This window comes from Nocardia jejuensis NBRC 103114, from assembly GCF_001613145.1.
GTDB lineage: Bacteria > Actinomycetota > Actinomycetes > Mycobacteriales > Mycobacteriaceae > Nocardia > Nocardia jejuensis.
Genome location: NZ_BDBU01000029.1, coordinates 58,754 through 67,742 on the forward strand (window position 1 = coordinate 58,754; position 8,989 = coordinate 67,742).

The 8,989-nt window shown below is 68.3% G+C and carries 7 protein-coding genes; 1 reads left to right on the forward strand and 6 read right to left on the reverse strand.

Going from position 1 to position 8,989, the window contains the following annotated elements; translation table 11 throughout:
* Nucleotides 1–133: 133 nt before the first annotated feature.
* The 6 genes from purH to sucC form a co-directional block, all read right to left on the reverse strand.
* The gene (gene purH / locus NJ1_RS23900) at nucleotides 134–1,750 is read right to left on the reverse strand and encodes a bifunctional phosphoribosylaminoimidazolecarboxamide formyltransferase/IMP cyclohydrolase (RefSeq protein WP_067698140.1); all 1,617 of its coding nucleotides are present in this window, start codon (nucleotides 1,748–1,750) and stop codon (nucleotides 134–136) included.
* Nucleotides 1,747–2,379 (reverse strand): phosphoribosylglycinamide formyltransferase, encoded by a 633-nt coding sequence (gene purN, locus NJ1_RS23905; RefSeq protein ID WP_067698142.1) that lies wholly within the window; start codon nucleotides 2,377–2,379, stop codon nucleotides 1,747–1,749. The genes purH and purN overlap by 4 nt, the downstream gene beginning before the upstream one ends.
* 155 nt (nucleotides 2,380–2,534) lie before the next feature.
* The gene (locus NJ1_RS23910) at nucleotides 2,535–4,154 is read right to left on the reverse strand and encodes a cell division protein PerM (protein WP_067698144.1); all 1,620 of its coding nucleotides are present in this window, start codon (nucleotides 4,152–4,154) and stop codon (nucleotides 2,535–2,537) included.
* A gap of 256 nt (nucleotides 4,155–4,410) precedes the next feature.
* On the reverse strand, nucleotides 4,411–5,388 hold the full coding sequence (locus tag NJ1_RS23915) for a DUF5336 domain-containing protein (RefSeq protein ID WP_067698146.1): 978 nt from the start codon (nucleotides 5,386–5,388) through the stop codon (nucleotides 4,411–4,413).
* Between the two features lie 357 nt (nucleotides 5,389–5,745).
* A complete protein-coding gene (gene sucD, locus NJ1_RS23920; RefSeq protein ID WP_067698149.1) occupies nucleotides 5,746–6,660 on the reverse strand; it encodes a succinate--CoA ligase subunit alpha in 915 nt (304 codons plus the stop codon).
* A 13-nt stretch (nucleotides 6,661–6,673) separates the two neighbouring features.
* Nucleotides 6,674–7,837: an ADP-forming succinate--CoA ligase subunit beta gene (gene sucC, locus NJ1_RS23925; RefSeq protein WP_067698151.1), complete on the reverse strand. Its 1,164-nt coding sequence runs from the start codon at nucleotides 7,835–7,837 to the stop codon at nucleotides 6,674–6,676.
* A gap of 558 nt (nucleotides 7,838–8,395) precedes the next feature.
* Between sucC and NJ1_RS23930 the strand changes: the two genes are divergently transcribed.
* The coding region (locus tag NJ1_RS23930; protein ID WP_157574181.1) for a hypothetical protein at nucleotides 8,396–8,989 on the forward strand (594 nt) is incomplete at its 3' end.

Sequence of the window (8,989 nt, forward strand, 5' to 3'; positions counted from 1 at the left end):
AGGAGCGAAAGTCCCACTCTCGGCGAAGAAGAAAGAGCCGGTGCGCACTCGCTCGCGCGAGCGCACACCGGCTCTTCGTTACTACCGATCAGGGCGAAATAGGTTCCCGCCCGGTATCACTCAGTGCGATCACTCAGTGTGCGAAGTGACGCGACCCGGTCAGGTACAGGGTGACGCCCGCCTCTTTGCAGAGTTCGATGGTGTCCTTGTCCCGGATCGAACCGCCCGGATGCACGATGGCGCGCACACCCGCGGCGACCAGAATCCCCGGACCGTCGGAGAAGGGGAAGAACGCGTCCGACGCGGCGACCGAGCCCTTGGCCCGCTCACCGGCCCGCTCGACCGCCAGCTTGCAGGAATCGACCCGGTTGACCTGCCCCATGCCGACGCCGACGGCAGCGCCCTCGTCGGCCAGCAGGATGGCGTTCGACTTCACCGCACGGCAGGCGCGCCAAGCGAATTCGAGATCGGCCAGGGTCCGCTCGTCGGCGGCCTCGCCGGCGGCGAGAGTCCAGTTCGCCGCGCTGTCGCCCTCGGCGTCGAGGACATCGCGCTGCTGCAGCAGCACGCCGCCGCTGACCGGGCGCAGTTCCGCGCCCTTGCGCTGCGCCGGCTGCGCGACGAGCACGCGCACATTCTTCTTGCGCTGCAACACTTCCACCGCACCGTTGGCGTAACCGGGCGCGACGATGACCTCGGTGAAGATCTCCGCGACCTGCTCGGCCATCTCGACGGACACCTCACGGTTGGCCGCGATCACGCCGCCGTACGCGCTGACCGGATCGGTCGCGTGCGCCCGGCGATGCGCCTCGGCGATATCCGCGCCGACCGCGATGCCACACGGGTTGGCGTGCTTGATGACGGCCACGGCGGGCTCGTCGAAGTCGTACGCGGCACGCCAGGCCGCATCGGCGTCGGTGTAGTTGTTGTACGACATCTCCTTGCCGTGCAACTGCGTCGCCTGCGCCAGGCCCGCGGGACCGGCCTCGCTGGTGTACAGCGCGGCGGCCTGATGCGGGTTCTCGCCGTAACGCAGCACCGAATCACGGTTCCAGGTCGCGCCGATCCACTCCGGGAACAGCTGCGCGCCTTCGCCTTCGGAGCTCTCCTCGACCCCGGCGGCGGGAACCGCGACGCTGGTCATCCAGCTGGCGACGGCCACGTCGTAGGTCGCGGTGTGCTGGAAAGCCTTGGCGGCCAACGCGGTCCGCTGCGGCAGGGTGAAACCACCGGCCTGCACGGACTCGAGCACCCGACCGTAGTCACCGCTCGAGACGACCACCGCGACGGACGGGTGGTTCTTGGCCGCGGCGCGCACCATGGACGGACCGCCGATGTCGATCTGCTCGACGCATTCATCGACGCTCGCGCCCGAGGCGACCGTCTCGGTGAACGGGTAGAGGTTCACCACGACCAGCTGGAATGCCTCGACACCGAGTTCGACGAGCTGATCGACGTGCTCCGCGCGGCGGGTGTCGGCCAGGATGCCGGCGTGCACGCGCGGGTGCAGCGTCTTGACCCGGCCGTCCAGGGTCTCCGGAAATCCGGTCAGGTCTTCGACTTTGGTGACCGGGATGCCCGCGTCGGCGATCTTGCCCGCGGTCGAACCGGTCGAGACCAACTCCACGCCCGCGGCGTGCAGGCCGGTGGCCAGCTCGATCAGGCCGGTCTTGTCGTAGACGCTGACCAGTGCCCGCTTGATCGGCTTGCGCTCACCCGGGACGGTGGTTCCTTCGCTGCGCTCACTCACCGGAGAACTCGCTCATCTGGGATAACTGCCTTTCGTCCATCGGAGACAATGCCTCGGTTCGCGACGGCCGCGACTACTTCCGCCAGCAGCCGACGCTCGACAACCTTGATGCGCTCGTGCAGCGCGGCCTCGTCGTCATCGGGCAGCACCGTGACCGCCTCCTGCGCGAGGATCGGCCCGGTATCGACGCCCGAATCCACCAGGTGCACGGTGGAACCGGTGACCCGCACGCCGTACGCGAGCGCGTCCCGCACCCCGTGCGCGCCCGGGAACGCGGGCAGCAGCGCGGGATGGGTATTGATGATCCGGCCGCCGAAACGCCCCAGGAAGGCGGGGCCGAGGATCTTCATGAACCCGGCCGACACCACCAGATCCGGCTGGAACATATCGACCATCTCGGTCAGCGCGACATCCCATTCGGCGCGGTTCGCGAAGTCACCGAGCGCGACCTCGAACGTCGAGACGTCGAAGGCGGCGGCATGGTCGGTGGCCGCGCATTCCCGATCGACCCCGACGGCGATGACCTGCGCGGGATAGCCGGGCGCACGGGTCGCCTCCAGCAGTGAGCGCAGCAGCGAACCGGTTCCGGAGGCGAGCACGACGACGGTCGCGGGGGCGGTCGGCGGCAGCAGCGGGGCGGGCGTGGGCGTCAGCGCTCTACTCCCTGTATGTCGGATCGGAAAAGAGGACGGCGGGTGATACCCACCGCCCTAGAGCCTAGCTTCCCCGCTTCACCGCGAATTCAGCGCCTTGTCCGGTCCGCGCGAACCCGGCGCTCACGAAATCAGTTGTCACCTTCGACGACTTCGGCGTCGAGGATCTCCGAATCATCCTCGGACGAGCGCGGCGACTGCGCGGACACCACGGGTTCGTCGTCCTGCTCGTCCAGGAGTTCGCCGTCGACCTCGACCTCGCCGTGCGGGCCGTCGTAGTCCTCGTCCTCGTACTCGACGTCCTCGTATTCGCCGTCTTCGTACTCGGTGTCCTCGTATTCGCCGTCCTCGTACTCCGCGTCGTCGTACTCGCCTTCCTCGTACTCGGCGGACTGCGCGAACCCGTCGTCTTCCTCGGCGTATTCGTCGTCGTAATCGTCGGTCTCGTACTCGTGGTCCTCATCGGCGTGCTTCGCGTACCCGACCGCGCCGGCGGCGGCCGCGGGCAGGAACCAGCGCCCGCCGAGCAGGCCCACATAACCGGCCACCGCCAGCCAGGCGAAGCCCAGACCCAACGACAGCACCACGTTCGGGCCGATCCAGCCGAAGGTGCCGAGGTCTCCCCCGGACGCCACGCCGAGCAGGGCCAGCAGCAGGGTCGCCGCGAAGGCGGAGACGAGCGTGGCCCAGGGCGCTCTCGCGTCGTCGTCGGTGGTGCGGGCGCAGTCCAGGCCACCGAGGACGCCGACCGCCGCCGGGACGAGCAGCAGCACGATCCACCACGCCGCGGCCGGGCCGGACGGGACCGCCGCGGCGAGCGGCACCGCGGGCACCGGCGCGCCCTCGATGTCGAACAGGCTCAGCGATCCCGCGCCGATGTGGGTCTCACCGCCGAGCAGCACGCTCGCCGCGTCCACGAGCACGTTCGGCAGGTAGGCCAGCGACAGCAGGGTCAGGCCGATCACGCCGACGAAGTTCCCGGCCGAGTGGAAGGTGTCGCCGATGCGCGCGAAGTGCACAAGGAACGAGATCAGGGCCACCGCACCCGCCGCTGCCAGTAGTCGGCCCACCGAGAGCAGACCCACTCGCAGCCCGGGAATCACCCAGCGCGGCAAGGGAATTGGCAGCAGATCGGTGAATTCGCGCCAGTGCTGTGAGCCGATGCCCACGGCCGCCGCGATCAGATGCAGGCAGATCACCCAGGCGAACGCGGACAGGGTGTTCGGCGGTTGCAGCGCCACCACCGAGGAGGCGTCGTCGGCCACCGCCAGACAGATCGCGGTGAGCAGCAGCGGCCCCGCCACCGCCGCGCCCGCGATCCAGCCGAGATCGGTTCGCGTGCAGTCCGGTTCGGCCGCGCGGGCACAGTCGCGCGCGACCAGCCACAGCAGCAGCGCGGTCGGCAGCAACGGCCACAGCCCGATCGACGTCTTGCCGATCACCAGCGGAACCTGGTGCACCGCAAGCCAGCTCCCGGCCACGGCCCCGGCCGCGCCGTCCATCCCGCTGCCCGCCGCGAAAAGCGTGCCGAACACCAGCGCGCAGATCACCAGCATGAGGATGCCCGCCGAACGGGTGGCGACGATCATCAGCACCCGGGCGCGCTCGGGACTCAGCGACCCGAATCCACCGCCCCCACCGCCGCCGCGACCGCCGCCCCCACCGCGACTCCCGCGCACCGGCCCCCGCGGCGCCCGATCGCGCGGATCGAGGTCGCTCAGGCGAGCCAGGGCAGTCTTCGGGGCACTCATGGACAACCAGCGTGGCAGCATCTCGGAAACCAAAGGGTCAGGCGCGCCGCGCGGAGGACGGGAGCAAAGGTCCCCGGCAGCGCGGTCACGCGTGTCGAATCGGGTCGGCGGCGCGCGATCGGGACCGGTGGCGGTCGAATCGCGCGGGAGCCGAGTCACGCGGCAAGGGCAGCGGACAGCGAATCCAGGTGTCCCGGAAAGGGAACGGCCCCCGGTGTCACACCGGGGGCCGTGCTCACATCGAGACGCGGGCGACCTACTTGTTGTCGTCCTGACCCGGCCGGAAGGCGCGGGTCGCGTCCTGGGCCGGATCCTGAGCCTGCTCGCCACCGAACGGCTGTGCCGGACGCTGAGCGGACGGGCTGCCGAAATGCTGGGTCGCGGCGTCGCCACCCTGCGGGGTGCCGTACGACTGCTGGCCGAAGCCACCCTGCTGCTGACCGTAGGACGGCTGCTGCTGACCGTAGGTCGGCTGCGAACCGGTGCCGTATCCGGCCGGCTGCTGCTGGCCGTAGCCCTGCTGCTGGTACTGCGAACCGGTGCCGTAGCCCTGCTGACCACCGGCCTGCTGGCCACCCTGCTGGGAGGGCTGGCCGAACGCGGGCGGCTGGCCCGGCTGGCCGTACTGGCTCGGCTGGCTGTAACCCTGCTGCGGGAACTGCGAACCGCTCTGACCGAACTGCTGGCCGTAACCGCTCTGTGCCGCAGCGGGCTTCGGCGCCGGCGCCTTGATGATGCCGGACTGGAACAGCACCGCCAGCACCGCGAGAACCGCCTGCACGAAGGAGAAGAACAGGATGATCCAGCCGCCCCACTTGAGCGAGTACAGATCATCGAGAGCGAAGGAGCCGAACAGGATTCCGAGGAATCCCGAGAGCGAGGCCGCGGCCGCGACTCCCAGCCAGTCCTGCTTCGGCAGCAGCGACAGACCCGCCAGCAGGCCCGCGAACAGCAGCAGCGAAACGACCGCGCCGCCGCCGGGGCCCGAGAACAGGCTCGAGGTGTGATCCGAACCGATCCCCTCGATGCCGACATAGGGCGCGAACCCCAGCAGGAAGGTGAGCACACCGAGGGCGGCGACGCCCACGGTGAGGAAGAAAGGCAGGCCCTTGCCCGCGGCCGTCGCACTCGACCCTGCAGCGGGACCGCCCGAAGGCTGCGAGCCGTAGCCGGATCCTGAAGAGGGTGTCGGCGCGGGCCCGTTGTATCCCGAGCCCCCGGTCGGGTATGACATGTCGTCGTCTCCTATCGAAGCGTTCACGAACTTCACACGACGCTACTGCACTTGACGGCCGGGGTCACCACGTGCCACCGACCGACGCCGGACCGCAATGCCTGTTTCGCACCCGGAACCCGAGCTCGCCGCGCGTTCGGAGGTACCCCTGGGAACCCGCTGTGAAACGGCGAAGGCCGCCTATCGAATTCGATAGGCGGCCTTCATTCTCGAATCAGGGAAAGCGACAACTGATTTCGTGAGATCCGGGTAACTCCCCGGGCACCCCCGAAATAGCTGCCGCTCCCACCCGCACCACGCGTTCCCCACGCCGACGGCTCTCAGCCGGGCGCTGAATATCCGGGGAGGCGCAACGGGTCAGGCGGTGATGCTGGCCTTCTCGAGGATCTCGCGCGCCAGGGCGGCGGTCTCGGACGGGGTCTTGCCGACCTTCACGCCCGCGGCCTCGAGGGCCTCCTTCTTGCCCTGCGCGGTGCCCGCGCCGTCGGAGACGATGGCGCCCGCGTGGCCCATGGTCTTGCCCTCGGGAGCGGTGAAGCCCGCGACGTAGCCGACGACCGGCTTGGTGACGTTGGCCTGGATGTAGGCCGCGGCCCGCTCCTCGGCGTCGCCACCGATCTCACCGATCATGACGATCAGCTTGGTCTCGGGGTCCTTCTCGAACGCCTCGATGGCGTCGATGTGGGTGGTGCCGATGATCGGGTCGCCGCCGATGCCGATGGCGGTGGAGAAACCGAAGTCCCGCAGCTCGAACATCATCTGGTAGGTCAGGGTGCCGGACTTGGAGACCAGTCCGATCGGGCCCTTGCCCGCGATGGTGGCGGGGGTGATGCCGACCAGCGATTCGCCCGGGGTGATGATGCCGGGGCAGTTCGGGCCGATGATGCGAGTCTTGTTGCCCTTCTCCACGTTGTAGGCCCACGCGTACGCGGAGTCCTGCACCGGGATGCCCTCGGTGATGACCACGAGCAGCGGGATCTCCGCGTCGATGGCCTCGATGATGGCGTCCTTGGAGAAGGCGGGCGGCACGAACGCGATCGAGGTGTCGGCACCGGTCTTCTCGATGGCCTCGGCGACGGACGCGAAGACGGGGAGCTCGACGGTGTTGCCGTCCTTGTCCACGTGCGACACGGTGGTGCCGGCCTTGCGGGCGTTCACGCCACCGACGACGTTGGTGCCGGCCTTCAGCATCAGCGCGGTGTGCTTGGTGCCCTCGCCGCCGGTGATGCCCTGGACGATGACCTTGTTGTCCTTGTTCAGGAAGATAGACATTGGTTCGTGTCCTTTACTTGGCCGCGAGCTCGGCGGCCTTGTCGGCGCCTTCGTCCATGGTCTGGGCGAGAGTCACCAGGGGATGGTTGAAATCGGCGAGGATCTTGCGACCCTCCTCGACCTTGTTGCCGTCGAGGCGCACGACCAGCGGCTTGTTGGCGTCGTCGCCCAGGGTGTTCAGCGCGCCGACGATGCCGTTCGCGACCGCGTCACAGGCGGTGATGCCACCGAAGACGTTCACGAACACGGACTTGACCTGGGCGTCGCCCAGGATGACGTCGAGACCGGCGGCCATGACGGCAGCCGAGGCGCCGCCACCGATGTCGAGGAAGTTGGCCGGCTTCACGCCGTTGTGGTTCTCGCCGGCGTAGGCGACGACGTCCAGGGTCGACATGACCAGACCCGCGCCGTTGCCGATGATGCCGACCTCACCGTCGAGCTTGACGTAGTTGAGGTCGTTCTCCTTGGCCTTGAGCTCGAGCGGGTCGGTCGCGTCGATGTCCGCGAAGGCGGCGTGATCGGCGTGCCGGAACTCGGCGTTCTCGTCCAGGGTGACCTTGCCGTCGAGAGCCAGGATCTCGTCGTTGGGGGTACGGACCAGCGGGTTGACCTCGACCAGGGTGGCGTCTTCCTGAATGAAGACCTCCCACAACTTCTGGATGGTCACCGCGGCCGCGTCCAGGATGTCGGCGGGCAGGTGGCCCTGCTCGGCGATCGAGCGGGCGAACGCCAGGTCGACACCCTTGACGGCGTCGACGGACACCTTGGCGAGGCGCTCGGGCTTGGTGGCCGCGACCTCTTCGATCTCCATGCCGCCCTCGACCGAGCACATGGCCAGGTACGTGCGGTTGGAGCGGTCCAGCAGGAAGGAGATGTAGTACTCGGAGGCGATGTCCTTGGCCTCGGCGACGAGCACCTTCTTGGTGATGTGGCCCTTGATGTCCAGGCCCAGGATGTTCTGAGCGTGGGTGAAGGCGTCATCCGGGGTGGCGGCGTACTTCACGCCACCGGCCTTGCCACGTCCACCGGCCTTGACCTGAGCCTTGACCATGACCGGCTTGCCGATTTCTTCCGCGATCGCACGCGCTTCCTCGGCCGTGTCGGTGACGCGGCCCTCCGACGAAGGCACTCCGTGCTTCACGAAGAGTTCCTTCGCCTGGTATTCGAAGAGATCCATGTACTCACCGTCTCGTTTGCGTTGTTGTGACAACGTCTGTGTTGGTGGCCCGTGGTCGGCCCGTAGCGACTGCTTGCAGGTCGCTCGGTGGGCCAGCGGGTCGGGTCGGACTCTAATCAGTCACACGGAGCCGAAATCAGCCGCATACAGCCTAAGTGGCGCAGGTCACGGTACCGTCTCCGCGCTCCCAAAACCCCTGCTCAATGCTACTCGCGAGTAGCTTGTTGGCGGCGAGCCAGGTAGACCACGCGAATCCCGCAGGGGGGCAATATCTACTACGAGCAGTAGTGGAAATAGCTCACTTGGTTACCCCGAGCACAGTGAGTAGATTCCCGTCGACAAGGTGATGAATGTCACAGGCGCGTGTCGAACCCCCTCCATCGCTTGCTGACCCGCAATCGTTTCGTTACCGTCGATGCGGTCGATGTCACAACCCGGTCACGACAGGAGGACGGCAGGCTTGACGCAGCACCACGCTCCGCAGGTAGAGAGCCGTTCCAGCCGAATTCTCGGCACGAACGGCGCGTCGGCTTCGCAGAACTCTCTGGACCAGCGCATATGAGTGACGATCTCTTCCCCTCGCGACACGGCGCTCGCCACGGCCATCGGTACCGCGAGGAATCCGAGAACCTCGGTGGCGCAACCAACTTCGACACCCCCCACGGCACCCGCTCGAACGTCGAGCACGGTGAGTGGGGCGCCCGTCAGTCCTGGGACCCCAACGCGCACGGCGCCGCGAGTCAGCCCGAATCGGGCTGGGGCTCCGCTGCGCCCGAGTGGAACGCGCAGCCCCAGTGGGACGCGAACGGCGACTGGAACAACCAGACCGCATGGGACGCACCCGAGTCCGGACAGTGCGCCCCCGAGGCCTGGAACGCCACACCCGCTTCCGATGGCTGGGCCGCACCGAATCCCGATCTCTGGGCCGGACAGTCGCGCTCCAATTGGGATCCCTCGGCCGACCCGTCTCCGTCCGGGGACTACCGCCCGGTCTACAGCTTTCGCAGCGCCAGCGGTGAGAAGCTCGAGTTCTCCGGTGACGGCGCTCGCGTGGATCGCCATGGGCGGGACCGTGATTCCGACACCGCCGACTCGTACTCGACCCGCTCGGGTGGCCGCCGCCGTGCGGGCGGCGCGCATCGCCTGCCCGCC